The 25,545-nt window shown below is 57.1% G+C and carries 21 protein-coding genes; 5 read left to right on the forward strand and 16 right to left on the reverse strand.

From position 1 onward, the window contains the following. Nucleotides 1-17 precede the first annotated feature (17 nt). Nucleotides 18-1,487 carry a YdiU family protein gene (locus PKC29_07315; protein HML95223.1) on the reverse strand — a complete coding sequence of 490 codons (1,470 nt, stop codon included), beginning with the start codon at nucleotides 1,485-1,487 and terminating at the stop codon, nucleotides 18-20. A gap of 115 nt (nucleotides 1,488-1,602) precedes the next feature. On the opposite strand from PKC29_07315, the gene PKC29_07320 reads away from it, so the two are divergent. Continuing rightward, nucleotides 1,603-1,893, forward strand: a complete 291-nt coding sequence (locus PKC29_07320; GenBank protein HML95224.1) for a DUF2103 domain-containing protein — start codon at nucleotides 1,603-1,605, stop codon at nucleotides 1,891-1,893. On the opposite strand, the gene dnaE is transcribed toward PKC29_07320, so the two are convergent. After that, the gene (gene dnaE, locus PKC29_07325; GenBank protein ID HML95225.1) at nucleotides 1,890-5,336 is read right to left on the reverse strand and encodes a DNA polymerase III subunit alpha; all 3,447 of its coding nucleotides are present in this window, start codon (nucleotides 5,334-5,336) and stop codon (nucleotides 1,890-1,892) included. The two genes, PKC29_07320 and dnaE, sit on opposite strands and share 4 nt — an antisense overlap. Before the next feature lie 263 nt (nucleotides 5,337-5,599). Here dnaE and ftsY point away from each other — a divergent pair, with 263 nt between their 5' ends. Genes ftsY through rsfS form a run of 4 tightly spaced genes read left to right on the forward strand, consistent with a single transcriptional unit; the run spans nucleotide 5,600 to nucleotide 9,271 of the window. Then, on the forward strand, nucleotides 5,600-7,009 hold the full coding sequence (ftsY, locus tag PKC29_07330; protein ID HML95226.1) for a signal recognition particle-docking protein FtsY: 1,410 nt from the start codon (nucleotides 5,600-5,602) through the stop codon (nucleotides 7,007-7,009). A gap of 50 nt (nucleotides 7,010-7,059) precedes the next feature. After that, nucleotides 7,060-8,187, forward strand: a complete 1,128-nt coding sequence (gene ribD / locus PKC29_07335; protein ID HML95227.1) for a bifunctional diaminohydroxyphosphoribosylaminopyrimidine deaminase/5-amino-6-(5-phosphoribosylamino)uracil reductase RibD — start codon at nucleotides 7,060-7,062, stop codon at nucleotides 8,185-8,187. Further along, nucleotides 8,184-8,876: a nicotinate-nucleotide adenylyltransferase gene (gene nadD, locus PKC29_07340; GenBank protein HML95228.1), complete on the forward strand. Its 693-nt coding sequence runs from the start codon at nucleotides 8,184-8,186 to the stop codon at nucleotides 8,874-8,876. Before ribD ends, nadD begins: the two co-directional genes overlap by 4 nt. Then, complete coding sequence (gene rsfS / locus PKC29_07345; protein ID HML95229.1) at nucleotides 8,777-9,271, forward strand: ribosome silencing factor; 495 nt, start codon at nucleotides 8,777-8,779, stop codon at nucleotides 9,269-9,271. Before nadD ends, rsfS begins: the two co-directional genes overlap by 100 nt. Nucleotides 9,272-9,410: 139 nt before the next feature. On the opposite strand, the gene ftsZ is transcribed toward rsfS, so the two are convergent. The 14 genes from ftsZ to rsmH form a co-directional block, all read right to left on the reverse strand. After that, nucleotides 9,411-10,463, reverse strand: a complete 1,053-nt coding sequence (gene ftsZ, locus PKC29_07350) for a cell division protein FtsZ (protein HML95230.1) — start codon at nucleotides 10,461-10,463, stop codon at nucleotides 9,411-9,413. Nucleotides 10,464-10,533: 70 nt separating this feature from the next. After that, entirely contained in the window at nucleotides 10,534-11,766 is a 1,233-nt protein-coding gene (gene ftsA, locus PKC29_07355; protein ID HML95231.1) for a cell division protein FtsA, read from the reverse strand. Between the two features lie 25 nt (nucleotides 11,767-11,791). Next, entirely contained in the window at nucleotides 11,792-12,514 is a 723-nt protein-coding gene (locus PKC29_07360; protein HML95232.1) for an FtsQ-type POTRA domain-containing protein, read from the reverse strand. A 2-nt stretch (nucleotides 12,515-12,516) separates the two neighbouring features. Then, on the reverse strand, nucleotides 12,517-13,413 hold the full coding sequence (gene murB / locus PKC29_07365; protein HML95233.1) for a UDP-N-acetylmuramate dehydrogenase: 897 nt from the start codon (nucleotides 13,411-13,413) through the stop codon (nucleotides 12,517-12,519). Beyond that, nucleotides 13,410-14,780, reverse strand: coding sequence for a UDP-N-acetylmuramate--L-alanine ligase (murC, locus tag PKC29_07370; protein HML95234.1), 1,371 nt, complete (start codon nucleotides 14,778-14,780; stop codon nucleotides 13,410-13,412). The genes murB and murC overlap by 4 nt, the downstream gene beginning before the upstream one ends. Continuing rightward, on the reverse strand, nucleotides 14,780-15,850 hold the full coding sequence (gene murG, locus PKC29_07375) for an undecaprenyldiphospho-muramoylpentapeptide beta-N-acetylglucosaminyltransferase (GenBank protein HML95235.1): 1,071 nt from the start codon (nucleotides 15,848-15,850) through the stop codon (nucleotides 14,780-14,782). The genes murC and murG overlap by 1 nt, the downstream gene beginning before the upstream one ends. Then, nucleotides 15,847-16,962, reverse strand: a complete 1,116-nt coding sequence (ftsW, locus tag PKC29_07380; GenBank protein ID HML95236.1) for a putative lipid II flippase FtsW — start codon at nucleotides 16,960-16,962, stop codon at nucleotides 15,847-15,849. The genes murG and ftsW overlap by 4 nt, the downstream gene beginning before the upstream one ends. Continuing rightward, complete coding sequence (murD, locus tag PKC29_07385; GenBank protein ID HML95237.1) at nucleotides 16,946-18,268, reverse strand: UDP-N-acetylmuramoyl-L-alanine--D-glutamate ligase; 1,323 nt, start codon at nucleotides 18,266-18,268, stop codon at nucleotides 16,946-16,948. The genes ftsW and murD overlap by 17 nt, the downstream gene beginning before the upstream one ends. Nucleotides 18,269-18,313: 45 nt before the next feature. Continuing rightward, nucleotides 18,314-19,423: a phospho-N-acetylmuramoyl-pentapeptide-transferase gene (gene mraY, locus PKC29_07390; GenBank protein ID HML95238.1), complete on the reverse strand. Its 1,110-nt coding sequence runs from the start codon at nucleotides 19,421-19,423 to the stop codon at nucleotides 18,314-18,316. 4 nt (nucleotides 19,424-19,427) lie between these two features. Then, complete coding sequence (gene murF / locus PKC29_07395) at nucleotides 19,428-20,792, reverse strand: UDP-N-acetylmuramoyl-tripeptide--D-alanyl-D-alanine ligase (GenBank protein ID HML95239.1); 1,365 nt, start codon at nucleotides 20,790-20,792, stop codon at nucleotides 19,428-19,430. Nucleotides 20,793-20,808: 16 nt separating this feature from the next. Next, a complete protein-coding gene (locus PKC29_07400) occupies nucleotides 20,809-22,302 on the reverse strand; it encodes a UDP-N-acetylmuramoyl-L-alanyl-D-glutamate--2,6-diaminopimelate ligase (GenBank protein ID HML95240.1) in 1,494 nt (497 codons plus the stop codon). Further along, nucleotides 22,299-24,224, reverse strand: a complete 1,926-nt coding sequence (locus PKC29_07405) for a penicillin-binding transpeptidase domain-containing protein (protein ID HML95241.1) — start codon at nucleotides 24,222-24,224, stop codon at nucleotides 22,299-22,301. The genes PKC29_07400 and PKC29_07405 overlap by 4 nt, the downstream gene beginning before the upstream one ends. Then, complete coding sequence (locus PKC29_07410; protein HML95242.1) at nucleotides 24,221-24,580, reverse strand: hypothetical protein; 360 nt, start codon at nucleotides 24,578-24,580, stop codon at nucleotides 24,221-24,223. Before PKC29_07410 ends, PKC29_07405 begins: the two co-directional genes overlap by 4 nt. Before the next feature lie 2 nt (nucleotides 24,581-24,582). Further along, nucleotides 24,583-25,542, reverse strand: coding sequence for a 16S rRNA (cytosine(1402)-N(4))-methyltransferase RsmH (rsmH, locus tag PKC29_07415; protein ID HML95243.1), 960 nt, complete (start codon nucleotides 25,540-25,542; stop codon nucleotides 24,583-24,585). Nucleotides 25,543-25,545: the final 3 nt, after the last annotated feature.

Below are 25,545 nucleotides of genomic sequence, written 5' to 3' on the forward strand. Positions count from 1 at the left end.
CGTCCCGAGGCCGTATCCTACGACGAGCAGCTTATGACGAGCCCGCGCTCGGAGGGCGGGGCCGGTTTCGAATACTCGCCCCAACCCGGCTGCTCCGAAAAGGGATTTTTGAGAAGGACCCGGAGCCTTTCTATCTCGGAGTAATCGCCCTCGTCCTCGGCCTTTCTTATCGCCCTTTCGGCGAGATAATTTCTTAGAATATATTTCGGATTAACGGAGTCCATCGCTTTCTTCCGCTCCCTATCGACACTCCCTTCGGATACAAGCCTTACCCTGTATGCTGCGGCCCATTCCCTGAACGCCGAACTTTCGCCGAGCATCCGCGCGAGGTGTTCGTTTCTTGCACCGTCCTCGGCCGAAAAATCGCCCAGCCCCCTCATGAAATTCGTATAGTCGGTTTTAGTTTCTTCCAGTATAGAGAGAAGGCCCTTTATCAGCGCCGGATCCCTGGGGTCGTCCGAGAGAAGTCCCAGCTTCTGCTTCATGATTTCGAGATAGTATTTCCCGTAGAGCCCGCGGAAATTGAACACTATCTCCTGCGATATCTCGCGGGGAACGACGCTCCCGAGGGCTTCCGCCAGTTTCTGGAAATTCCAGAGCGCTATCGACGGCTGGTTGCCGAACGAATATCTTCCGAAGTGGTCAGAGTGGTTCGGAATATATTCCGGGCTGTACTCTTCGAAGAATCCGAACGGGCCGTAATCGAGCGTGAGCCCTATAATCGACATGTTGTCCGTATTCATGACGCCGTGCGTGAACCCGCATGCCTGCCACAGTGCGATCAGCTTCGCGGTCCTGTCCACGACCCCGGACAAGAACGAGGCGTACCTGTCGTCCTCCCCTGCGAGGTGAGGAAAGAAGCCCTCTATCACGTAATCCGCCAGGAGCTTCACGTAGTCCCCGCGTCCCGTGTAGTGGAACCCCTCGAAGGAGCCGAACCGGACGTGCGTCTCCGCCATCCTGAGCAGCATCGCCCCCCTCTCGGTCGTCTCGCGCTCGACCTTCTCGTCGCTGCCGACTATCGAAAGCGCCCGCGTCGTAGGAATGCCGAGGCCGTGCATCGCCTCCCCGCCGAGGTACTCCCGTATGACGGACCTGAGCACGGCCCTTCCGTCGAATACGCGGGCGTAAGCCGTCCTCCCGGCCCCCTTAAGATGGAGGTCCCATTTGCCGCCGCGCGAATTCCTGACCTCGCCCAGGAGTATCGCCCTCCCGTCGCCTATGTCTGGGTTATAGACGCCGAACTGGTGCCCGGTGTAGTACATCGCGAGAGGCTCCGAGCCCGGTATAGCCCTCGCTCCCGAGAGGTAAAGAGGCAAGTCCGGGTTATTCACTTCTTCGGGGTCGAGGTCTATGAGCGCGGCCGCGTCGGGGTTAAAAGAAACCAGGCGGGGATTCTCGAGCGGCGTCGGGCGGACGTCGTCGTAAAAATCCCCGGGGAGCCTCCTGTAAGTGTTGTCGAAATCGAGCCCCGTTATCCTTTTCATACGTGGGTCACCCGCCGCATATTTGACGCGCCGCTCACGCGGCGCGGCCAACCGTTAGGAAAGAAGGCAATATCCTTGTATATTTAACCCAAACCGCGAATACCGCTCAAGGCAGATGAAACACAGGAAGAACAAAATCAAGCGTCAACACAGCATAATCAAGGGGCTTAGAAGATTCCTCGAAGACAGGCTCTCGACGCAGGATTTTGTCGAATCGATAATCCCCGGCGAGATAAAAGTCGCCAGGAAAACGGGGGAGAACCTCGAAGTCAGGTACAGGTACAGCACCGTGAGCGGCGCAAAGCTCATAGCCAGGAGCGGCACTTCCGTACAGGAAGTCTTCGTCGTAACCAGCGACCCCGATAAGCTGAAAGAAATTATAGACTCCGCACTCGCGGAAGATTAGGAAAGCCTGAGCGAGTTCTTGCCCAGGAGCGACTCGACTTCGTATATAAAATTATCCTCGATGTCCACCCTGTTGTCCTCGACCTCTATGACAGCCTCTCCGTGATCGGTTTCGAGGTGAACGTGCACCAGCGCCTGCCCCGGGTAGGAGTTGAGTATCTCCTTCAGGCGGACCAGGTTTTCCTCCCTCAGCGATCCGTTACCGAGGCTTATGTGAACCGTAGAGCCGCTCCGCATGCCCTTTATCGGCATGATTTCGACGGCGCGCATCTTCACCCTGTCCTCTCCGGGCTCGAGCACGCCTTTTATGATCACTGGCTCTATCTTATCTTCGAGCAGGTGGAGCGACTTCCTCAAAAGGTCGTTGAATATTACAATCTCGATGGACCCGTTAAGGTCCTCGATCGTGAGGTTCCCGAATATCCCCGTGCCGCTCTTCGTGTGCTTTACGGTAAGGGTACGCACGACGCCCGCCACCGTGACTTCCTGCTTCTCCTTTATTTCGAGGAGCGACTCTGTGTCGATAATCGACGCCTTTCCGAGCTCGGAGAGATACTTCGTAAGAGGATGGCTGGTGACGTAAAACCCCAGCATGTCCATCTCGTTCTTAAGGAGCTCCTTCTCGCCCCATTCTTCCAACTCGGCGAGCTTAGGGAGCGCGATCGCGTCGCTAAGAGAAAAAAGGCTGTGCTGCCCGTCTACCGAGCTCTTCTGCCTTATCGACGTGTAGCTGAGGAGCGTATCCAGGGACTCCATCAGGCTCGCCCTGTTTACGCCGAGCGAGTCGAACGCGCCGCTCTTTATGAGGCTTTCGAAGGTTCTTCTATTCAGCCTCCGCGCCTCGACGTTCTCACAGAATTCGAAGATGGAAGAGAACTTCCCCTTCTCCCGCCGGGCGTTGATTATAGCTTCAACCGTCCCTTCGCCGACGTTCTTTATCGCGGCGAGCCCGAAGCGTATGCTGCCGTTAGACGCCGTAAAGCCGTCGAGGCTCACGTTCACGTCCGGCGCGAGCACGGGAATTCCCATCTGCTTACATTCGGTGATGCTGGATATGACCTTATCGGTGTTGCCCGATTCGACCGACATAAGCGCGGCCATGAACTCGGCCGGGTAATGAGTCTTTAGGTATGCGGTCTGATACGTTATGAGTGCGTAGGCGGTGCTGTGGCTCTTGTTGAAGGAGTACTCGGCGAACTTCTCCATCGCGTCGAATATCTCCTCTGCCTTTTTGTCCTTTATGCCCTTTTCCTTCGCGCCGGTGAGGAACCTTTCCCTCTGGGCCTTCATCTCCTCGGGCTTCTTCTTGCCCATGGCGCGCCGGAGAAGGTCGGCTTCACCGAGGCTGTAGCTCGCAACGACGCTCGCCGTCTTCATTATCTGCTCCTGGTAGACGAAGAGTCCGTAGGTGTCTTTGAGAACCTCCTGGAGCTCGGGCAGCGGATACTGAACCTTCTTCCCGTGCTTCCGGCTGATGTATTCATCGACCATCCCGCTGTCGAGAGGGCCCGGCCTGTAAAGGGCGAGGACAGCGATGATGTCCTCGAAGTCCGTCGGCTGGAGCTTCGCCAGGAGCTCTTTCATGCCCGACGATTCGATCTGGAATATACCGCGGGTCTTGCCGCTCGCGAGGAGGCTGTAAACGGCCTGATCGTCGAGCGGGATTTTATTTATGTCGAGGATGCCGTCGCCGCCGTAGTTTTCCTTTATGAGCTTAAGCGCCTTGTCTATTACGGTCAGCGTCTTGAGGCCGAGGAAGTCGAACTTCACGAAGCCGAGCTCTTCGACCGTGGTCATGTCGAACTGGGTCACGATTTCGTTGTTGGCGCCTTTGTATAGAGGTATGTGGTCGGCGAGCGGCTCGTTGGCTATCACTATTCCCGCGGCGTGCGTCGAGGAATGACGCACCATGTTTTCGAGGGGCCTCGCGAGCTCGATAAGCTCCTGCAGCTGGGGCGAGCCTTCGATAAGCTTCCTCATCTCGGGGACGCTTTCGAGCGCCTTGTCGATGCTGAACACCTTGCCCCTGAAGCTCGGTATGAGCTTCGTCACCTTATCCACGTCCGCATAGGGGATGCCTAGCACCCTGCCAACGTCCTTGACGACGGCCTTGGCCGACATGGTCCCGAACGTCCCAATCTGGGCGACCTTGTCCTCGCCGTATTTCCGCGTGACGTACCGTATGACCTCGTCCCGTCCCTCGGCGCAGAAGTCTATGTCTATGTCGGGCATGCTGACGCGCTCGGGGTTAAGGAACCTTTCGAAGATGAGGTTGTAAGGAATCGGGTCGACGCCGGTAATGCCCAGTATGTATGCGACGAGGCTCCCGGCGGCGCTTCCGCGCCCCGGCCCTACGGGGATTCCGTTCGACTTCGCGTAGTTTATAAAGTCGGCGACTACCAGGAAGTATCCCGAAAAACCCATCTTCTGGATTATTTCGATCTCGGTTTCGAGCCTTTCCGTGTACTCGCCCGATTTTTCTTCGGGTATTTCGCCGCTCTTTACACGCTCCGCGAGCCTTTGCCTCGCGAGCTCCGCCATGTGCTCGTCGAGAGACTTCCCGCCCTCGACCTCGAATTCGGGGAGCTTGTACCCGTCGCGCTCGAATTCAAAATTGCACCTCTTCGCGATCTCTCCCGTCATCCGTATGGCGTCTTCGAACCCTTCGAGGTCGCGCAGCATCTCGCCCTCGGACTTTAGGTAATACTGGTCCCCCTGGAACTTGAACCTGTTCTCGTCCTGGAGCGAAGAGCCCGTCTGTATGCAAAGGAGCGCGTCGTGCGGACGCGAATCGCTCTGCCGGAGGAAATGGCAGTCGTTCGTCGCGACGACGGGGATATTCAGCTTCTCGCCGATCTCCTTCACCTTCTTGTTAACCCTCTTCTGCTCGGGGAGCCCGGTTGCCTGCACCTCCAGGTAATACCTGTCGCCGAACATCTCCCTGTACATAGAGGCGACGCCCAGCGCTGCGTTCATGTCCTTACTGAAAATAGCCTTCGACAGCTCGCTGTTGAGGCAGCCGCTCAAGACTATTAGCCCTTCCCTGTGCCGGTCGAGGAGCTCGTGGTCGATTCGGGGCCGCCTGTAGAATCCGTCGAAGTATGCCTTGGTGACGAGCTGCGAGAGGTTCCTGTACCCCTCGCGGTTCATCGACAGGACCGTAAGGTGATGCGTCTTCCCGTCGGATGGGTTGTCGCGGTTCAGCTTCGGGGTTATGTAAAGCTCGCAGCCGATAATAGGCTTTATGCCCGCGCCCACGGCGGACTTGTAGAAGTCGTACGCGCCGAAAAGATTCCCGTGATCCGTTAGCGCCACGGCTTCCATCCCGAATTCCTTCGCCTGGGGAAAAAGGTCATCGAACTTTATAGCCCCGTCGAGGAGCGAATACTGCGAGTGGAGGTGGAGATGGACAAAACCGCCGGACATTCCTTCTATTATATCCATGACGCCTTCGGCTGTTCAAGTATCGAAAAAACATCCTTGCTTTCCCGCGGGTTATGCCGCGCCAAAAACGTCCGTGCTGGTAATATCCGGGACAGTGGACAGTCGATATTGAAAACCCGCCCCTTAAAAGTATATTAACCTTTCCGGATGACGGGGGCGGGGAAATACATACTTCGCTTATGTTATCCTAAAACCGGCGCGGCACAGACAGCGCGGGAGAGAGCAGGATCTAAAGGCGGTTTTTAAGGAGGCTTTACATTATTATGGAAGAAATATTTTCATACATAAACACCATGCTGCCGAGTCCGTACTCGGACCTTGCCGCAGTGGCCGCGATATTCATCGTTCTACTGATCGTGGCATTTATACTCTCGTTTCTTTTCGAGGAGAAGAAGCCCAAGGAGCCCGCCCAGCCGGAGTCGAAGGCCCCGTTGGAAGAGGAGCCCGAGGCAAAAGCGGTTCCGCCGCCCGATTTAGAGGTGTTCAAGGCCCCGCCTCACGAGGTGATAGGCGAGCCCGAGCCGGTGCCGGTAAAAAGAGAGGCCCCGCCCGCCCGCGAGGTAAAACCGGCCCCCGAGCCGGCCCCGCTGCCCGAGCCGAAGCCCCTTCCCGTCGAGCCCGTCCGGGAGGCGAAATCGGCCCCGGCCGAGCCCGAACCCGCTCCTGTGACGGAGGCCCCTGCTCCTGTCCCCGAGCCCAAGCCGGAGCCCGAGCCCGTAGTCGAAGAAGTCCCCGAAACGAAAGAAGGGCTCTTTGCGAGGCTGAGAAAAGGGCTCTCGAAAACCCACACCGGGTTTCTCGGCAAACTCGGCGAGGTGATTTCGAACAGGGAGATAAACGACGACCTCTGGGACGAGTTCGAGGAAACGCTCATAATGGCCGACCTCGGCATGGGGACGACAATGAAGCTCAGGGAAAGGGTCCAGGAGAAGCTGAAGAAAAAGTCGCTCTCCGACTCCGGGGCGATAACCGACGCACTCAAGGAAGAGATCCTCGCCATACTTAAGGGCGCCGAGGCAAAGCCGCTTTCGATGTCGGAAAAGCCGTTCGTCATAATGATCGCGGGCGTAAACGGCGTCGGCAAGACGACGTCCATAGGCAAGCTCGCCAGCAGGTTCAAGAAAGAAAACCGTGAGGTCATGGTCGCTGCAGGCGATACGTTCAGGGCGGCGGCCACGGAGCAGCTCGAAGTATGGTCCAAGCGTGTCGGAACCGATTTCATCAAGGGACACAGCGGCGCCGACCCGTCCTCCGTCGCGTTCGACGCGGTCAAGGCCGCATCCGCCCGCGGGACGGACATCCTCATCATCGACACCGCCGGCAGGCTCCACACCAAGGGCAACCTCATGGACGAGATAAAGAAGATGAAGCGCGTCATTTCGCGCGAGATGGAAAGCGCGCCCCACGAGACGTTCCTCGTCCTTGACGCCACGACCGGCCAGAACGCCGTTCAGCAGGCCAAGATGTTCAACGACGCCCTCGGAGTTACGGGAATCGTGCTGACGAAGCTAGACGGCACGGCCAAGGGCGGGGTGATAATAGCGATCGCCGACGAGCTCAACATACCCGTAAGGTTCATCGGTATAGGCGAGGCCCTCGGGGACCTGAGGGAGTTCAACGCCGAAGAGTTCGTGGAGGCCCTCTTTTACGAGGGCGGGGAGACGGTTCATTGAAGCGGCGGCGCAGTTCCCTTTACAGCCTGGATTAGTAAACTTAAGTTAAGATGCAGAGGGATCAGCACAGCAGGTACATGTCGATGGCCCTTAAGCTCGCCCGGAAGGCCGAGGGCATGACGAGCCCGAACCCCCTCGTCGGTGCGGTGCTGGTAAAGGGCGGAAAGATCATCGGAAAGGGCTATCATAAGATGGCGGGCCTCCCGCACGCCGAGATAGAGGCGATCGCGGACGCCGAGAGGCACAACCATAAAGTAAAGGGCGCCACGCTTTACGTCACGCTCGAGCCCTGCTGCCACGAGGGCAAAAGAACCCCTCCCTGCGTAAACACGATAATCGAAAAGGGCATAAAACGCGTCGTCGTAGGGGCCGGCGATCCTAACCCGAAAGTCTGCGGGAACGGTTTCTCCATACTGAGGGACGAGGGCGTGGAGGTCATCCCGTTCGTCCTCGAAGAAAAGGCCCTAAGGCTGAACGAGGCGTACAATAAATACATAACCTCGGGAATGCCGTTCGTAACCTTGAAGCTCGCGGCGACGCTCGACGGCAAGATAGCCGCCTCTACAGGGGATTCGAAGTGGATAGGGAGCGAGAATCAGAGAAAGCTTGCGCACAGGCTGAGGAGCGCGTCCGACGCCGTCGTAGTAGGCGTGGGGACTGTTCTAAAGGACGACCCGAGGTTAAACGCGAGGCTCCCGGGCCGCGAGATACGCCAGCCCGTGCCCGTGATACTCGACAGGACGCTCAGGACGCCTCCCCGGTCGAGTGTTTTCGGCACACACGGCACCGTGATTATCGCGACAGTAAAGCCGGCCGACCCCGCGAAGAAGAAGCGCCTCGAAGAAGCGGGGGCCCGCGTGCTCGAAGTCGGCCGCGACAGGAACGGCCTTCCCGACATGAAAAAGCTCATGCGCGAGCTCGCACGAAACGAGATCGTAAGCGTTCTCGTAGAAGGCGGCGGCAAGGTCGCGGCAAATGCGCTCAAGGCGGGCATAGTCGACAAGACAGCCTTCTTCTACGCCCCGAAGATACTGGGCGGCGACGGCGTCGGGATGATAGACGGGCTCGGGATCGAGAGCGTCAGGAACGCGATACAGATACATGATATTAAAATCACGAAGCTCGGCGAAGAGCTCATGGTCGAGGGCTATCTAAAAAAGAAAGAGGCGGGAAGATGAATGTTCTTCCCTCCGCCGACACGGCGGTCAAAGACAGAATCGGCCTATTCGGAGGGACATTCGACCCGGTCCACTTCGGGCACCTCCGGGCCGCCGAGGAAATAAGGGAGACTCTCGATCTCAGCCGCGTATGGTTCGTTCCTTCGGCCATACCGCCGCATAAGAACAAGAACATCACCCCTTCGATTCACAGGCTCAAAATGCTCGAAATCGCGGTCGAGCCGAACCCGTTTTTCGGCATCAATACCTACGAGCTCGAAAAGAAAACTACCTCTTACACGGTCGAAACGCTCCGGCATCTCACGTCGGCCCACCCCGACGCCGAATTTTTCTTCATAGTCGGAAGCGAGCTTTTTTCGCACATCGAAACATGGAGGGATTACAGCGAGCTCTTTACGCTTTCGAACTTCGCCGTCATCGGAAGGCCCGGTCAGGACGACGGCTTCCCGTCATTACCGCTTGCCCTTAAAAAGGATTTTAGTTATCATAATAGTGAAGATAAAGTGATATCCTACATCAACAGCCATTCGAAAATAATAGCTTTCACCCGTTTCCAGGGGCTTGAAATTTCTTCAACGGAAATAAGGACTTGCGTAAACGAAGGCGCGTCCGTAAGGTACCTCGTTCCGGACGGCGTCGCCGGATATATATCCGTTCACAAACTCTACGACACGGAGGCTGCCCTATAAACTCCAAAAAGAAAGCCCTGGCCCTTGCCCACGCCGCATGGGAGAAGAATTCCGAGAATCCCGTGCTCATGGATGTAAGAAACAAGAGCGACGTAACCGACTATTTCCTCGTGTGCAGCGCAAACTCCACGAGGGGCGTAAAAACCATAGTAGACAATATAGAAAAGAAGCTCGACGAGCTCGGTCAGAAAATAATCGGCATAGAAGGCTACGCCGAGGGCAACTGGGTGCTCGTGGACTCGGCAGACGTCGTAGTGCACGTCTTCTACGAGCCCTACCGTAAATTCTACGACATAGAGAGCCTCTGGAGCGACGCTCCCAGGCTGAGCCTGTCTTTCGAGCAGGCCATCCCCGGCAGGACCGGCTCTTACGATCAAGCCCAGATCGTGGAATAAACGTTCCGGTAATCTACGTATTCAGGTTGGAATAATACAAAGTCGGGAAAGCCCGCCCGGCGGGTGGAGTTTCGCCCTATTCTCGTTCCGCTCGGGGAAGGGTAAGTCGAACGGGGGAGCTCTCGTCCCCCGTCCCCTTTTACTGGCCTTCTTTTATTCCGCGTCTTCTGATGAATGCGGGGATCTCGAACTCGTCGTCCCCGATGTCGGTCGGAATCTTGGTGACTATCTTCCCGAACCGCGGCGCGGCTGCGGCCGCGGCGCTCTGAATTCCGGTGGCGATTACGGTAAGCTGTACCGCTTCCTTGAAATCCGGGTTTACGACGAGACCGAAGATGAGGTTCACGTCCTCGTGAGCCCTGTCCTTGATGTAGTTACAGGCTTCGTTGAGCTCTTCGATACCGAAGTCGGGAGAAGCCGTAACGTTTAAGAGTATGCCGGTCGCTCCCTCTATCGAAATATCTTCGAGGAGCGGGCTCGTTATGGCCGCCTCGGCCGCCTCTATGGCCCTGTTGCTGCCCTCGGCGTACCCCGATCCCATGAGGGCCTTCCCGCCGTTCTCTCCCATGATGCTCTTCACGTCGGCAAAGTCAACGTTGATATAGCCCGTGCCGGTGATGATGTCCGATATGCCGCGCACGGCCTGGTGGAGCACCTCGTCGGCGCGCGTGAAGGCGTCGAGTATCGATACCTTGTGCACTTCGGTGAGCCTGTCGTTTGGTATCACGATCAGGGTGTCTACTTCTTTTTCGAGATTTTCTATTCCTTCGAGGGCCTGCCTGTTTCTCTTCTGGCCTTCAAAACCGAAGGGCTTCGTCACGACGCCCACGGTAAGGGCGCCAATGTCCTTCGAAGCCTGCGCGAGTATCGGGGACGCCCCCGTGCCCGTTCCGCCGCCCATGCCCGCGGTTATGAAAACCATGTCCGCGCCTTCGAGCGCTTCGGCAATTTTAATCTGGTCCTCGATAGCGGCTTCGCGCCCGAGGTTGGGGTTGCCGCCCGAACCGAGCCCCTTGGTCGTTCTGTTGCCTATCTGAATTTTTGTGTGTGCGAGGGATTTCCTTAAGTCCTGTGAGTCCGTGTTGGCTACTATGAATTCAACGCCCTGAAGACCCCTTTCGATCATGGCGTTTACTGCGTTTCCGCCGGCTCCGCCGGCCCCTATTACTTTTATTTTTGCTTTTTGTTCCAAGCCTGTATCTTCAAGCTCAAAATTTGCCATATATGGGAACCCTCCTCGTGCTGCGTTAATCCATTTTAACCTAAAAAAACTCCTGAAACCAGTTTTTCATGCTATCAAATATTTTTTTGAACACATTCTCGTCCCTTATGCGGAGCTTCTTGTCCCCCTTGTAATCGACGCCGTACAAAACGAGCCCGACTCCCGTCGAATAAACGGGGTTGGCGATAATGTCCGTAAGGCCCCCTACGTCCGTCGGAATACCCATCCTGACGGGCATTTCGAGTATCATCTCGGCGAGCTCCACGGTGCCGTTCATTATGACGCTCCCGCCGGTGATAACGGCCCCGGCCGGCATCATATCCTCGAGGCCCGACTTTTTTATCTCCCTCTTTACGAGCGAAAAAATTTCGTCCATCCTCGGCTCTATAACCATTGCGAGGTCCTTACGCGATATCTTCCTGAAGTGCTTGCCGCCGACGCTCGGCACCTCTATCATCTCGTCCGGAGAAACCATGTCGGCGATGGCCGTCCCGTATTTCTCCTTTATCCTCCTCGCTTCGGCAAGGGGCGTCGAAAGGCCGAGGGCGATGTCCCTGTCGATGTTGTCCCCGCCCAGGGTCACGTTCTCCGTATACCTTATACTGCCGCCTATGAATATCGCGATGTCCGTCGTTCCGCCGCCGCAGTCTATGAGGACGACGCCTATTTCCTTCTCGTCGTCGGTGAGCACGGCCTCGCTCGACGCGAGCTGCTCGAGGACGACGTCCGCGACGTCCATACCCGCGCCGTGTATGCACTTTACGAGGTTCTGTGCGGCCGTCACCTGCCCCGTAACTATATGGACCCTCGTTTCGAGCTTTATACCGTAAATTCCTATCGGGTCCCTTATGCCGCTCTGCCCGTCTATGATGTATTCCTGCGGAATGACATGGATTATTTCCCTGTCGGCCGGTATGAGCACGGCGTTTGCGGATTCGATGACCCTTTCGATGTCCTTTTTCGAGACCTCGCGGTCGCGGATCGTTATCATCCCGTGGCCGCTTATGCCTTTTATGTGGCCGCCGGCTATGCCTACGAACACGGTCCTTATCTCGCAGCCGGCCATGTGCTCGGCTTCCTCTACCGCGTGCTTAACGGACTGTATGGTGTTGTCTATGTTTACGACCACGCCGCGCTTTAAGCCGTAGGAGGGATAGGTTCCGACCCCTATTATTTCGACTTCGCCCGTCTTGGGATTGACTTCGCCGACGATGGCGCAGATTTTGGTGGTCCCGATATCGAGACCGACTATTATTTCTCTCTCACTACCCATCCTGTGCTCCAGCACTCTTTTCCGGCTATCTGAAATTCACGACCCCTTTCGAGCCCGAGCTCACGTTGATGTACGACTCCGAAAGGCCGAGAGTGTCCGAATACCTGAGTATCTTTTCCAGATTGTCCCACTTCTCGGCTATCTTGTCTCTATCGAATTCAATTCTTAGCTTGTCGTTCGTGAATACGTTTATTCCGTAAAGGGAATCGACGTGGACCTCCGATATGTCATCCCACTTCAGCGTGCTGCTGTTTTTGGATAATTCCAGTATATCGAGGGCCTCGTTCAGTAGTTCCGGGTCCTTTATACCTTCGCCGATAAGGACCGGAAAATCAAGACCGAGATCGAAATTCCCGGTGTCGAGCACCTGCCCGTCACGGCTCATGTAAAGGGGCTTTCCCTCTTCCCCGAGCACTATGCAAAAAACCTCGGCTTCCTCGATCTCTATGTGAACTTTTTTAGGGAATTCCTTTACGACTTCGACGGTGCTTATCCAGCGGTTTTTCTTTATGTCTTCCTCGACCTGGTCCTCGAAAAAGAAGATGCTGCTGACGCCTTCCCTGATTCCGGAGCGCTTTATTATCTCCTTGGTCGGGATGCGGTTGTTGCCCGTGACCACTACCTCCTCGACTGTGAACATGCCGAGGCGGAGCGTGACGTAGCAGGCCGCCGCTATCGCCGCCACGACGACGAAAACGGAAGCCGCTATTATGACCTTCTTCCAGGCGAACCCGCTGTTCTCTTCCAAGCCTATATCTTCCCTATGATCCTTACTTCGGTTTCGAGGGTTATTCCCCTCTTTTCCCGCGCCTCTTTTTTGGCCGTCTCTATAAGCGAAAGCACGTCGCTGGCGGTCGCGCCCCCGGCGTTTATTATAAAATTCGCGTGGAGCTCCGAAAAGCGCGCGCCGCCGATGCCGTATCCCTTGAGGCCGAGCTCCTCGATGAGCCTCCCGGCGGCTATCTCGGGCGGGTTCTTGAATATGGAGCCCGTGTTCGACATCTTGATGGGCTGCGTCCGGCTCCTCTTTTCCATGTATTCCTTAACGTTCTTTTCGATTGCCGCCTTGTCGCCGGGCCTGAGGCCGAATTCGGCCCTCGTAATCACGCACCCGGGCGGAAGGTGGCTCTTCCTGTATTCGAATTTTATGTCTTCCCTTTTAATCTCTACCTCGCGCCCGCCCGACCACACCCACACACGCGTGAGCGCGTCCTTTATCTCGCCCCCGTTTGCGCCGGCGTTCATGAACACCCCGCCGCCGACCGTCCCCGGTATGCCGGCCGCGAATTCGAACCCGGTAAGCCCTGCCTTTATAGTCTTGTTTAGTATCGCCCCGAGTATGGCCCCCGTCTCCGCGTGGACAGTAGCGTCTTCCTTTATCTCGATATTGCGGAGCCTGGTCGTGGATATGACGACGCCCTTTATCCCGCCGTCGTAGACGACCGTGTTCGAGCCCGCCCCGAGGACCACCCAAGGTATGTCCGAGCCCGAAAGAATGTCGAGCAGCCTGCAGAGCTCGCCGACGCTACCCGGGGTGACGACCAGATCCGCCTCGCCGCCTACCCTGAGCGACGTATACCTGCTCATCGGGTACTGCCGCGCGACCTCGCACCCCATTTCCTGAGCACTCCGCTCGAAAGCCCTCATCCGATTTCCTCTGCTATCCTTTCCGAGACCATCCATACGTTACCGGCCCCCAGCGTTATTACGACGTCCCCCGGTTTTACGGCCTTCATCACCGTGGTAACTATATCCTCTCCGCTGCCGTTCGAATAAAAGACATTCTTATGCCCGGATTCCTTTAACGATTTGTAGAGCGCTTTCGACGACACGCCCTCTATGGGCTCTTCCCCGGCAGGGTAAATATCCAGCAAATAGAGCATGTCCGTGTCTAAAAGTGCGCGCGTGAAATCGTCGAAGAGAAGGCGCGTCCTCGAATATCTGTGCGGCTGGAATATGGCGACTATCCTCCCGAGCCCCGAATCCTTGACGGCGCTCAGAGTGGCCCTTATCTCGTTAGGATGGTGGGCGTAATCGTCGAGGACGAGGACGTCCTTTCCCTGTCCCTTTATCTGAAGCCGCCTGTCTATGCCGCTGAACTCTGCGAGGCCTTCCTTCACCTGCCCGAACGTCATCCCGAGCTCCATCCCGACCGCCACCGCCGCGAGGGCGTTCTGTGCGTTGTGCATCCCGGGGACGTTGAGTGTTATGCTTCCGAGCGGCGAGCCGTCGAGAATGACGTCGAATTCAGTCCTGAACCCGCTTATCCTGACGTTCTCGGCGCGGAGAGAGGCGTCCCCGTTAAACCCGTACGTGACCGCCCTTTTTTCGAAGGACTCCGCTATGCGCCTTACGTTCGGGCAGTCCGTACACAGGACCGAAAGCCCGTAGAACGGCACCTTGTTCACGAAGTCCGTAAACGCCTTTTCGAGCCCGGCGAACGTTTTGTAATGGTCGAGGTGCTCCTCGTCTATATTCGTCAGGACGGAGATAACCGGCGAGAGGAGGAGGAACGAGCCGTCGCTCTCGTCGGCCTCGACGACCATAAAGCTCCCCTTTCCCAGGCGGGCGTTCGTGCCCATCGTCTTCACCTTTCCGCCGACCACTATCGTCGGGTCGAGTCCTCCGTGGGAAAGGACGGCCGAAATCATCGACGTCGTTGTCGTCTTTCCGTGGCTCCCGGCGACCGCAATGCCGTACCTGAGCCTCATGAGCTCCGCCAGCATCTGCGCCCTCGGGATGACGGGTATGCCCGCGCGCCTCGCTTCGACGACCTCGGGGTTTCGTTCGTTCACGGCCGAGGACACGACGACTACGCCCGCCCCTTCCACGTTTTCAGGGCTGTGGCCTATGGTCACCGTCGCCCCGACCTCCCTTAATCTTTTCACGGTGGCGGACTCCTTCATGTCGGAGCCCGTTATCGTATATCCCATGTTTACGAGGACTTCGGCTATTCCGCTCATGCCTATGCCGCCGATGCCCACGAAATGTAACCGCTCGATTCTTCCGTACACTAATTCACTCCTGCCAGCATATATATCCGGTCGACTATATCCGAAGCCGCGCCCGGCTTCCCGAGCGCAAGAGCCGCCCGGGACATTCTATCTAGTTTGTCTTTCTGAAGGACGTTGGTCAATGCCCCCGCGAGATTCCCGGGCTCTGCCTCGCTGTCCTGCATAACGATAGCGGCGCCCGCCCTTTCGAGCGCCCGTGCATTGGCCGTCTGGTGATCGTTGGTGGCGTAGGGGTAGGGTATCAGGAGCGACGGTTTCCCGAGCGCCGTGATCTCGGCGACCGTGCCCGCGCCCGAGCGCGCCACGACGAAATCGGCCTCGGCGTAGCTCCCAGCCATGTCGTCTATGAACGGCAGGACGCGCGCGGTAATGCCGTAATCTTCATACGCCTTTTTCACGATCTCGACGTCCTTCGCGCCGGCCTGGTGAATGACGGACAAATCGCTCCTCCCGAGCATCGAAAGCGCCTCGGGGACGGAAACGTTCAGCCTCCGTGCGCCCTGGCTTCCGCCGAAAACGAGTATAGTAAGCCCTTCCGGCTTGTTAGCGCCGGGATTTCCCGAGAGTATGTCCCTCCTTACGGGGTTGCCGGTCACTACGACCTTCCCGCGGGGGAAGAACGCAGCAGCGTCGTCGAACGTGGTGAATACCTTTTTCACGAACTTTCCTAGAATACGGTTCGCGATTCCGGGATAGGCGTTCTGCTCGCATATCGCAGTCGGCACGCCGCGTAAAGACGCCGCGAGCACCATCGGCCCCGAAACGTAACCGCCCACACCCAAAACGACGTCGGGCTTAAAAGACTTAAGGATCGACATCGACTCGGATACGCCGGTTATCGCCGCGAAAACGGCCTTCACGCTCCTTGCCATTCCGCTCCCCTTCATCCCCCTCGCGGTTATGTGCTCTATCCTGTAACCCCTTTTCGAGAGAATCTCGTTTTCGAGCCCGGTCTTCGTGCCGACGAACAGCACTTCGTTGGGGCCGTCCCTCCCCAGTACCTCCTCGGCGACGGAGATCGCGGGGAATATATGCCCGCCCGTGCCGCCGCCGGCGATTATAACCTTCATCTCGCACCCGAGCGCGAGACGTTCAATATTATTCCTATTGCCGAGAGGCACACGATGAGCGACGAGCCGCCGTAGCTGATGAAAGGCAGCGTGAGACCCTTGGTCGGGAAGAGCCCTACGGCGACGGCCATGTTGATACCCGCCTGAATCGCTATGAGGAGAACGCAGCCGAAAACGAGATAGCACCCGAAGAGGTCCGGGGCGCGGAGCGAAACCCGGAGGCTCCTTATGAAGAGGACCGCGAAGCCCGCTATAACGAGCGCTATGCCGATGAAGCCCAGCTCCTCGCCTATTATAGAGAATATGAAGTCCGTATGCGCCTGCGGCAGGAAGAAGAGCTTCTGCGAGCTGTCGCCGAGCCCCGTTCCGTACACCCCGCCCATGGCGAAGGCTATGAAGGACTGTATGGCCTGGTAGCCCGAGCCGAGCGGGTCCTGCCACGGGTCCATGAACGACGTAACCCTGTTCATCCTGTATCCCTTCGTTATGATCGCGATGACTAGGAATATAGCCGATATGACGCCCACCGGAACGAGGTACTTCATCTTCACGTCGCCGATGAAAAGCATGCCGAAGAGTACTGTCAGCATTATCGTCGCGCTCCCGAAATCGGGCTCCAGGAGCACCAGCAGAACGTATACGCCGGCGATGAGGACGTGCGACGCGAAGCCGACGATGAAGTTATCGAGCTTGTCCCTTTTCTTCGTGAGCGAATGAGCCAGATAAAAGACCAGAATGTACTTCGCTACCTCGGACGGCTGGAACGTGAAGAACCCTATGTCTATCCACCTACGCGCGCCGCCGACTTCCTTGCCTATCCCGGGGATGAGGACGATTATCAGCATGAAGAGCCCGAATAGATAGGCCGGGTAAACAAGCTTTCTAAGGAGCCTGTAATCGATACGCATAAGGACGAGCATCGAGAGAATGCCGATCGCGAGATATACGGAATGACGTATAAGGAAATAATTCGCGTTCCCGTACATCTCGAGCGAATAGACCGAGCTCGTGCTGTAAACCATGAGGACGCCCACGGCCGTAAGGAAAGCGGCCGAGAGAATAACGCCGACATCGTAACTGCCACCCTTCGCCGAATTAAATATTCCTAACAATGTCCTTATACCTCCTTCCTCTTTCTTCGTATGAGCCGAACATGTCGAAACTAGAGCATGCCGGCGAGAACAGCACCGTATCGCCCGGGGCGAGGCTCCCGAGCGCCTTGGCGACCGCGTCTTCGAGCGAATCCGCGAGGACGGTTTCGGCGTCCCCGCCGAGATCCTCCCGCATCCTGAACCTCGACTCCCCGAACAGGACCAGGAGCTTCACCTTCTCCTTTATAGAATTCCTGAGCGGCTCGTAGCTTACGCCCTTGTCCTTTCCCCCGGCGATGAGAATGATCGGCGCGGGGAGGCTTTCGAGCGCGCGCTCCGTCGCCCCCGGGCTCGTCGACTTGGAATCGTTGTAGAATTTCGCGCCCCTTATCTCTCCCAGGAGCTCGTTCCTGTGGGGCAGGGGGTCGAACCCGACGATCGCTTCTTCTATTACCCCCGCCTCCACGCCCATTATGCGCGTCGCGGCTATTGCCGCCATGACGTTCTCGACGTTGTGATAACCCGCGAGCTTCATTCCCGTAAGGTCGTAGGTCTCGCCGTCGAATACGACTTTCATCCCGTCGTAAGATACGGCGTTTCCGGAACCTCCGAACGGGAGCCTCTTTGACTTCATGCGATTTACATAGCGGGCGATGACCTCGTCGTCCGCCTTGTAAATGCACCAGTCGTCCGGGGTCTGGTTCGCGAATATGTTCATCTTCGACTCGGCGTATTCCTCGAACGAAGAGTGATGATCTAGGTGGTTAGGAGAGACGTTCAGCACGACTGCGACGTTCGGGCGGAATGTCTTTACGCCCTGGAGCTGAAAGCTGCTGAGCTCGAGGACGAGCACGTCGTATTCGTCCTCCTTTCCTACTATGGAGACGAGAGGCGTTCCGATATTCGCGCCGAGGAATACGCGCTTTCCGCCCCTTCCGAGTATGCCGGCTATGAGAGTAGAGGTAGTCGTCTTGCCGTTTGAGCCCGTGACGGCGATCACCGGCTTGTCCAGGAACCTCGAAGCGAGCTCGACCTCGCTCATTATCTCCACGCCCCTCTTCGCCGCCTCTTCGAGCAGCGGAATGTTAAAAGGCACGCCCGGGCTCGGTATTATGACGTCGGCCGCAAGGAACGTCCCGGCGGTGTGGCCGCCCGTTTCGAGCTCGACGCCGAGCGACCTTAGCTCTTCGGCCTTCTCGCCGAGCTTTTCAGCAGTGGCCCCCTCGCTGAGCGAGACGGCCGCCCCCCTGCCGACGAGGAACCTGGCGGTTTCCATCCCTGTTTTTCCGGCCCCTACGACGAGCACCTTCATTCCCTTAAGCTCCATCAGGTTTCATTCACCGTGCCTTTACACATCTATGCCATTCCTTCCTTATCTCAGCTTCAAAGTCGACAGCGCGAACAGGGCGAGGACGAGGCATATTATCCAGAAGCGTATCACGACCTTCGACTCCGACCATCCGCTTAGCTCGAAGTGATGATGAAGAGGGGCCATCCTGAAGATCCTCTTCCGTGTGAGCTTGAATGACCCGACCTGAAGTATGACGGACATCGCCTCCGCGGCGAATAAACCGCCTACTATGATAAGGAGTATTTCCTGCTTGATCGTGAGCGCTACAGCGCCTATGGCCGCGCCGAGCGCAAGAGAGCCGACGTCGCCCATGAAGACCTGCGCCGGGTGCGAGTTATACCAGAGAAACCCGAGACACGCCCCGCCGACTGCCGCCAGAAAAACCGCGAGCTCGCCGGCTTCGGGGATGTAGGGTATCTGAAGATACTTCGAGAATTCCGCGTTACCTGCCAGGTATGCGAATACGATATAAGTCCCGGCCGCGACGATTATGGCCCCTATCGCGAGGCCGTCGAGCCCGTCCGTCAGGTTAACGCCGTTCGACGCACCGACGACGGCGAGCACTGCGAACGGGAGATAAAGCCATCCGAGGTTTATGACGGCCTTTTTAAAAAACGGCAGCATTACCGACGTGAATGGATAATCGGCCACCTTGTCCGCGCTGAGCGACATCTTGAACCCGTCTATGTCGGCCATGAGAACGAGGACGAAGAGGAAGGCGAAAAATATCTGGAGGATGAATTTCTCCCTCGCCCTCATACCCTTTTTCCTCGTGAATTTGAGCCAGTCGTCCAAAAACCCTATGAGTGCGTAGCTAAGCGTAAAAAGAATCACCGCCCAGACGACCTCGCTCGTGACGTTGGTCCAGAGGAGGGCCGAAAACATGATTGCCACGACTATAAAAGCCCCGCCCATGGTCGGCGTCCCGGCCTTGGATTTGTGCGTTTCGGGGCCGTCGTCCCTTATATTTTCGCCGAACTGCCTTCTGGTCAGAAACCCGATGAAAACACCGCCGAGGACGAGACTTATCAGAAATGCCGTCACCCCGGCTCCGAACGAACGGAAGGTGATGTATCTGAATACATTGAACAGTATAGAATCGTCGTTCAGCAGATAAAGAAGGTAAAACATTCCCTCAGGCTCCTTCCATGAGCAGCTTTGTAACTTCTTCCATGCGCATTCCCCGTGACCCCTTTACGAGCACCAGGTCCCCCCCGCGTGCGGCTTCGGCCACCGCCCGGGCGGCGTCGGCGTGAGTCTTCACGTGAACGCCCTTTCCAGCCCCTTCTACGACGTCGCCGCCGAAACTCCCGTAAGCGACAAGGACGTCTACGCCCGCTTCGGATATGTATTCGCCGAGCGCCCTGTGCTCAGGCCCGCTCGCTTCGCCGAGCTCCAGCATGTCGCCGATTACGGCTATCGACCTGCCCCCGGCGGCAAGGGTGACAAGCTCGTTAACGGCGCTCCTCATAGAATCGGGGTTGGCGTTGTACGTGTCGTTGATTATTCCGAATCCGGCCGGGCTCCTCAGGACCTCCAGCCTCATCTTCCCGGGCCTGAATCCTTCGAGGCCGGCCTTTATCTCGTCCGGCCCGCATCCGAGCGAATACCCGATGCCGGCCGCACAGAGGGCGTTCATCACGTTATGGAGGCCTATCCCGTTTATGCGAACGGGCATGTCCTTACCCATAAGGCTCATTACGAACCTTATGCCGGCTGTTCCCTCCTGCGTTATATCCTTCGCACGAAGGGACGCCTTTTCGTTCTTTATGCCGTACGTAAGCTTCCCGGAGTTTGTTTTAGACGCTATCTCCTCGACGCGCGGGTCATCGAGATTTACGACGAACACGTTATCCGGGCCGAACCGCTCCACGAGCTCGCCCTTGGCCCTTGCCACGCCGTCGAGTCCCCCGAGCTTTTCGAGGTGGGCCCTTCCGATGTTGGTAATAGTCCCGACGTCCGGGCGGGAAATTTCAGCAAGTCTTCTTATCTCGCCGAAGTCGTTCATTCCGAGCTCGACCACCGCCCTTTCGCAGCCGCCGTCGAGTTCGAGGAGCGTAAGGGGAAGCCCTATGAGGTTATTAAAATTGCCCGTGTTCTTATGCGTATTGAATCTGAGCGAAACGATCGCCGCCGACATTTCCTTCGTCGTCGTTTTGCCGTTCGAGCCCGTAATTGCAGCGAGCTTTAAAGCCGGGAAGCTCATCCTCCAGGCGGAGGCGAGGTCGCCGAGTGCCGTCAGCGTAGACGGGACGAGTACGACCGGCTTTCCGGAGCCCATTAAATCCGGGGCGTCTTCGACGACAGCCCCTGCCGCCCCTTTTTGAAAAGCCTCGTCTACGAATTTGTGTCCGTCGAAATTATCGCCCCTTAAGGCAAAGAATATCTCGCCGGGGCGCACCTTCCTCGAATCGGTCGAGACGCCGCGGAATTCCCCCGCTCCGTCTCCCGAAACAAGTCTGCCTCTGGTAGAATCGAGTACAAAGCTAAGCTCGAACATCCTCCCACCGGAAATGCTAGTTTGATTTTTCCCTTATTGCCTCGGCCGCGACCTTCCTGTCGTCGAAGGGATGCTTCACAGTGCCGACAATCTGGTAATCCTCGTGCCCCTTCCCGGCTATGAGCACGGTATCGCCGGGCCGCGCGATGCCGACGGCCTCTTTTATCGCGGCGCGCCTGTCTTCTGTTCTCGAATAAGCCTTCCCGTCCGCGCCGGCGGCCTCTTTCACCCCGCGCTCGACGTCGTCGAGTATCCTTTCCGGGGATTCGGTGCGCGGATTGTCGGACGTTATCACCAGGACGTCCGAGAGCTCCATCCCTATGCGCCCCATGATGGGCCGCTTGGCCCTGTCCCTGTCGCCGCCGCATCCGAAGACGAGTATGACCCGCCCGGGCGTGAGCGGCCTTACGGCTGCCAGGACGTTCTTAAGCGCGTCGGGCGTATGGGCATAGTCAACGAGAACCTCGAACCCGCAGTGGTTTTCGACGCGCTCCAGCCTCCCGGGGACGACCGCGAACCGTGAAAGCCCGCCCTCTACTTCCCTCGCCGTTGAGCCGGTCGCGAGGGCGGCAGTAGCCGCCGCGAGGATGTTCGAGAGGTTATGCTCGCCGAAGAGCCGCGAGCTCACTTCGAGCCTGCCCCAGGGCGTATTGACGTCGGCCGATATCCCGCTGCCCGTGACGCTGTGATCGAACGCGTAAACGTCCGCGTTCGGATCATCTATCGAATACGTTATTACTTCGCCGGCCGCCTCGTCCGCAATCTCCCGCCCCGAGGGGTCGTCTATATTTATTATGGAATATTTCCGCTCTTTCGAGCTATCCCTCAAAAGCTCCGTGAAGAGCCTCTTCTTCACGTTCCTGTAATTCTCCATGCTGCCGTGGTAATCGAGGTGGTCCTGCGTCAGGTTCGTGAACACGGCGGCGTCGAATTCGCATCCGAGGATCCTTTCCTTGTCTATCGCGTGCGATGATACTTCCATGGCCACCCTGTCCACTCCGGCATCCCTCATCTCGCCGAGGAGCCTCATTATCTCGACGGACTCGGGCGTCGTCATCGGGGCCTCGGTCCTCCGTCCGGAAAACCTGTAGTCGATGGTTCCGATAACACCCGGATTATTGTTTCCTTCTTTCCAAATAGATTCGAGGAGGTATGTTATCGTCGTCTTGCCGTTGGTGCCCGTGATGCCGACCATCGTAAGGGACCGGGCGGGCCGGCCGTAGAAGTTGGCCGCGGCCCCGGCGAGCGCAACCCTCGAATCCTCGACTTCAATCACCGTAACGCCTTCCGGAACGTCGTCCGTAAAGCGTTCGAGCAGTAATGCCGCAGCGCCTCTCTCCAGCGCCTGTTTTATATAGCTGTGCCCGTCCTGCTTTTCGCCGCGAAGTGCGGCAAAGAGATACCCGCGTCCGACCTTCTGCGAATCGAGTGCAATCCCTGAAATCTCAAGTCCGACGTCGCCATGTATCTCCCTTATCTCTATTCCGTTCAGTATCTCATTTAAAATCATATGTTCTGCTTGAACTCTACGGAGCAGACCATGCCGTCCTTTATCGTATCCCCGGGCGGAGGGGTCTGGCCCGTCACGAAGCCGCTTCCGTTCACCCGGACCTTCACCCCCTGCTCCTCGGACCATTTCAGTATATCCCGTACGCTCTTGCCGCTTAGGTCGGGCATTATTTTCGCCCCCGCTACGTTCGTGCTCGGCGAGATGCCCAGGTGAAAGAGAACCTTTTCCGCGATCTCCTTGAATATCGGGGCTGCGACCGAGCCGCCGTGAGTGAGCTTCTTCGGCGCTTCGACCACTACCACCATCGTCAGCTTCGGGTCGTCCGAAGGGACAAATCCGATAAACGATGCAATGTACCTGTCTGAATAATACCCGCCGTTAACGGGGTCGGGTATCTGGGCCGTGCCGGTCTTCCCGGCGACTTTATACCCGGGGATTGCCGCCCTTTTCCCGGTTCCTTCCTCGACCACCCTTTCCATTATGCGGGTAACCGTGGCCGCAGTGTCGTAGGAGAGAACCCTGCTCACGACCTCGGGCTCGTTTTCCCTTATGACGGTGCCGTCCGGTCCCGTAATTTTCTTTACGAGGTGAGGCTTCATGAGATACCCGCCGTTCGCTATGGCGGACAACGCAGAGGCCAATTGAAGCGCGGTTACGGATACGCCCTGGCCGAAGGATATGGTCGCGAGCTCTATCTTGCCCCAGTGCTTCGGGCTGTAGAGGAGCCCTCCGGATTCACCCGGAAGGTCTATGCCCGTCTTGTCTCCAAAGCCGAATTTCTTGAGATAGCTGTAGTAAGTGTCCTTTCCGAGAAGCTCTCCTATTTTCGATGCCCCGATGTTGCTCGACACCCTTATAACGTCGGCGAGCGTCAGCGTGCCGTAAGACTTTACGTCCTTAATGGTTCTACCGCCTATCTTGCGCCGTCCGTTCTCGCAGAAGAACGTCGTCTCGGGCGTGGCCTTTCCTTCCTGGAGCGCTGCCGACGCTAAAAACACCTTCATCGTCGAGCCCGGCTCGTACGTGTACCATATCGGCAGGTTTCTCCTGTTTTCGAGCGGGTATTTCCTGTAGTCGTTGGGATCGAGGAACGGATAGGACGCCATGGCCAGCACCTCGCCCGTTTCGGGATTAAGCACGATAGCCATGCCCTTCTCGCCGTTCATCCGCTCGATGCCTTCCTTGAGCTCCCTTTCCACTATGTGCTGTATCTGGGCGTCTATCGTAAGCACGATTTCGTGCCCGGATATGTTTTCATCACCGAAATCCTCTACTATATCGGGATTGTTTATTATCTTCCTTCCGTAAGCGTCCTTCTTGAGCGTGATCTTCCCCGGCTTTCCTATGAGGAGGTCGTCGTAACGGTATTCGATTCCCTCGATTCCTGTGGAGTCTATGTTGGTGAACCCGAGGACCTGCCCCATGAGGTGCCCGTTCGGATAAACCCTCTTTGGCTCTTCAATAAAACCCACGCCTTCGAGCTTCATGGATTCGAGCTCGGTTGAGACTTCGGGCTCGACAAGCCTCTTGAGCCAAACGAACGACGCCTTCGACGACAGCTTGCTCATGGTCGTCTTTTCGGCCATGTCTAGCTTGGACGACAGTGTCTTCGAAAGCTCGGCCGGCTCCTTTACGGCGTAGGGGTTCGCGAAAACGGATTTCACCTCGACGTTGACGGCGAGGTCTTTATTATTCCTGTCGAGAATCTTGCCCCTCCTGGGAAGGAGCGTCGAGCTTCCCTGGTGCTGCTTTCTGGCGAGCTGGAATGCACGGTCCCTGTCGAGTATCTGGAGGTCGAGCGCCTTGACCGCGACCATCGCGAAGAGAACAAGGACAAATCCGCCGAGAATGGAAACTTTCCACTTCGGCCTTTCGAGGTCCTTTCCCAGCGAAATTCTTTTGGAGGTTCTCTTCGGCCTCATTCTTTCCCGCTCACGACAGTTTTATCATCCACTACCACGTTGCTTTCGTTGATGTATATAGTGTCTTCCTGAGTCGGATATTTGAAGCCGAGGCTGAGCGCCATTGTTTCGAGCTTATCGGGAGACTTGGCCATCATGAGCTCGGACTCGAGGATCCTCTTTTCGCGGCGCAGGTCGTTCGCGGCCCTGTTATTGCGGGATATGTCGTAGCCGATGCGGAGCCCTTCTACCTTGAACCTCACGTAGAACAGGGCGAGCGCCACGATCACCAGGATAATTATGATGTGCCATGTAGATACCGCCGGCTTATCCGACTTGACCTTTTCTCTCGAAGAAAGCGCTTTTGCGTGACCCATGATTATATCTTCTCTCCCACCCTCATCTTGGCGCTTCGCGCCCTGGGGTTAGCTAGTATTTCCTCTTCGCCGGCCGTTACAGGCGAGCGGGTAAGTATCTCGATCACCTTCTTCTTCCCGCATCCGCACACCGGGAGCCCGGGCGGACAAACACACGGGGACGAGAGCCCCTGAAAAAAATTCTTTACTATCCTGTCCTCTAGCGAATGGAAGGATATGACAACCAGCCTTCCGCCCGATTTAAGCGCGTTTACGGCCTTTTCCAGAAATTCCTTTATATTCTCGAGCTCGTTGTTTACGGCTATCCTGAGGGCCTGGAAGGTCCTCGTCGCAGGATGGGTTCTCGGCGGATGGAACTTCGCGGGGATCGCATGCGATACGAGCTCGGTGAGCTCGGCAGAAGTCTTTATGGGGCTCGTCTTTCTTCTCTCGACGATTCTCTTCGCTATCTTGGGGGCCCACTTCTCTTCACCGTACATCCTGAGCACCCTCGATATCTCGTCCGCACCCATTTCGTTCACGAGGTCGTAGGCGGTGAACCTTAGCCTCGGGTCCATTCTCATGTCGAGCGGCTCGTCCCTCATGAAGCTAAAGCCCCTCTCGCTCGCATCGAGCTGATAGGACGACATGCCGAGGTCCGCCACGATACCGTCCACTTCCTTTATTTCGAGGCTTTCGAGCACCTTGTCTATGTCGGAAAAATTACTGTTCCTGTAAATCACGTGACCGTTGTACTTAAGTAGCGCTTCGCGGGCAAGTGACATCGCTTCCTCGTCTACGTCGAGCCCAATCACGAGCGATTTGCAGCCCGTACTTTCGAGTATGGACCTCGTGTGCCCGCCGAGCCCGAGCGTGGCGTCTACGTATATTCCCTCGGGGCGCGTTACGAGGTATTTCGTAACCTCGTCGGCCATCACGGGGACGTGAACGGGCCCCTCGATCTCCATGGCAACACTTTCCATATC

Source organism: Thermodesulfobacteriota bacterium (assembly GCA_035325995.1).
Classification (GTDB): domain Bacteria; phylum Desulfobacterota_D; class UBA1144; order Nemesobacterales; family UBA2774; genus JADLGH01.

Coding starts and splice junctions, on each gene's coding strand:
- PKC29_07400 (HML95240.1), bottom strand. CDS start 22,302: ATGATTTTAAATGAGATACTGAACGGAATAGAGATAAGGGAGATACAT.
- PKC29_07405 (HML95241.1), bottom strand. CDS start 24,224: ATGAGGCCGAAGAGAACCTCCAAAAGAATTTCGCTGGGAAAGGACCTC.
- murD (HML95237.1), bottom strand. CDS start 18,268: ATGGAGCTTAAGGGAATGAAGGTGCTCGTCGTAGGGGCCGGAAAAACA.
- rsmH (HML95243.1), bottom strand. CDS start 25,542: ATGGAAAGTGTTGCCATGGAGATCGAGGGGCCCGTTCACGTCCCCGTG.
- PKC29_07320 (HML95224.1), top strand. CDS start 1,603: ATGAAACACAGGAAGAACAAAATCAAGCGTCAACACAGCATAATCAAG.
- nadD (HML95228.1), top strand. CDS start 8,184: ATGAATGTTCTTCCCTCCGCCGACACGGCGGTCAAAGACAGAATCGGC.
- murB (HML95233.1), bottom strand. CDS start 13,413: ATGAGGGCTTTCGAGCGGAGTGCTCAGGAAATGGGGTGCGAGGTCGCG.
- PKC29_07315 (HML95223.1), bottom strand. CDS start 1,487: ATGAAAAGGATAACGGGGCTCGATTTCGACAACACTTACAGGAGGCTC.
- PKC29_07410 (HML95242.1), bottom strand. CDS start 24,580: ATGGGTCACGCAAAAGCGCTTTCTTCGAGAGAAAAGGTCAAGTCGGAT.
- ribD (HML95227.1), top strand. CDS start 7,060: ATGCAGAGGGATCAGCACAGCAGGTACATGTCGATGGCCCTTAAGCTC.
- mraY (HML95238.1), bottom strand. CDS start 19,423: ATGTTTTACCTTCTTTATCTGCTGAACGACGATTCTATACTGTTCAAT.
- dnaE (HML95225.1), bottom strand. CDS start 5,336: ATGGATATAATAGAAGGAATGTCCGGCGGTTTTGTCCATCTCCACCTC.
- murG (HML95235.1), bottom strand. CDS start 15,850: ATGAAGGTTATAATCGCCGGCGGCGGCACGGGCGGGCATATATTCCCC.
- ftsA (HML95231.1), bottom strand. CDS start 11,766: ATGGGTAGTGAGAGAGAAATAATAGTCGGTCTCGATATCGGGACCACC.
- murF (HML95239.1), bottom strand. CDS start 20,792: ATGTTCGAGCTTAGCTTTGTACTCGATTCTACCAGAGGCAGACTTGTT.
- ftsY (HML95226.1), top strand. CDS start 5,600: ATGGAAGAAATATTTTCATACATAAACACCATGCTGCCGAGTCCGTAC.